Here is a 1,442-nt window from a genome sequence, read left to right on the forward strand (position 1 = left end):
AGTAGTGCCCCATAGAGTGGTGTAACTCGGTGGCCGAGCCCCTCTACGAATCCGTGTTGTGCACGGATGTAGAGCGGCCACCGTGTGATCCTTCGAGTCAACCGTCTAAAGAATCCTCGAGGAGTCATCACGATGACCGCACCCCATATTGTCGACCCTGCAGGCCTGCTTAGCCAAGCCCTCTCCGACGCGTCGCCGGATCTGATGCGCGAGCTGCTGCAGACCATGATCAACGCCCTGCTGTCCGCCGACGCCGACGCCGTCTGCGGCGCCGAATGGAACACCCGCCGTGCCGAGCGCACCAACTACCGAAACGGCTACCGCCACCGACCCCTTGACACCCGCGTCGGCACCGTCGACGTCGCCGTGCCGAAGCTGCGTCAGGGGTCCTACTTCCCCGAATGGCTTCTCGAACGCCGCAAGCGGGCCGAATCGGCACTGATCACCGTCGTCGCCGACTGCTACCTCGCCGGCGTCTCCACCCGCCGAATGGACAAGCTGGTCAAGACCCTGGGCATCGACTCACTGTCCAAAACCCAGGTCTCCCGCATGGCCGCAGACCTCGACGAGCAGGTCGCCGCGTTCCGCCACCGGCGCCTGGACGAGGCCGGACCATTCACCTTCGTCACCGCCGACGCGCTGACGATCAAGGTCCGCGAGAACAAGCAGGTCGTCAAAGCCTCGGTGCTGCTGGCCACCGGCGTCAACGGCGACGGACACCGCGAAGTCCTCGGCACGCAGGTGGCCACCAGCGAGACCACCGCGTCGTGGAACACCTTCTTCGCCGACCTGGTCGCCCGCGGCCTGGGCGGCGTGCGGTTGGTCACCTCCGATGCCCACGCCGGGCTGGTAGAGGCGATCGCGGCGAACCTGCCCGGAGCCGCGTGGCAACGCTGCCGCACCCACTACGCCGCGAACCTCATGGCCGCCTGCCCCAAGTCCATGTGGCCGGCCGTCAAAGCGATGCTGCACAGCGTCTACGACCAGCCCACCGCGGAGGCTGTCAACGCGCAATTCGACCGGCTCCTGGAGTACACCGAGCACCGGCTGCCTGAGGTCGCCGACCACCTCGGGGACGCCCGCGAAGACCTGCTCGCATTCACCGCATTTCCCGACGACGTATGGCGCCAGATCTGGTCCAACAACCCCACAGAACGGCTCAACCGCGAGATCCGCCGCCGCACCGACGTCGTGGGCATCTTCCCCAACCGTGATGCCATCGTCCGCCTCATCGGCGCCGTCCTGGCCGAGCAGACCGACGAATGGGCCGAAGGACGCCGCTACCTCGGACTAGAAGTCCTCAGCCGCTGCCGACTCACCCTGACCACCAACACCGACACCAGCCAGGCGACGGAGGTGAGCACCGATGAACTGATGCAACTACCCGCCTGACCACCAACGAAGGATCAAAAACGAGTTACACCACTACCAGGGGCTTGACC

The 1,442-nt window shown here is 65.9% G+C and carries 1 protein-coding gene; it reads left to right on the forward strand.

The window, feature by feature from the left end:
* Nucleotides 1–132 precede the first annotated feature (132 nt).
* Nucleotides 133–1,392: an IS256 family transposase gene (locus tag E0E18_RS13840; protein ID WP_130841938.1), complete on the forward strand. Its 1,260-nt coding sequence runs from the start codon at nt 133–135 to the stop codon at nt 1,390–1,392.
* Nucleotides 1,393–1,442 lie beyond the last annotated feature (50 nt).

This window comes from Corynebacterium neomassiliense (assembly GCF_900626215.1).
In the GTDB taxonomy this organism is placed as follows: domain Bacteria; phylum Actinomycetota; class Actinomycetes; order Mycobacteriales; family Mycobacteriaceae; genus Corynebacterium; species Corynebacterium neomassiliense.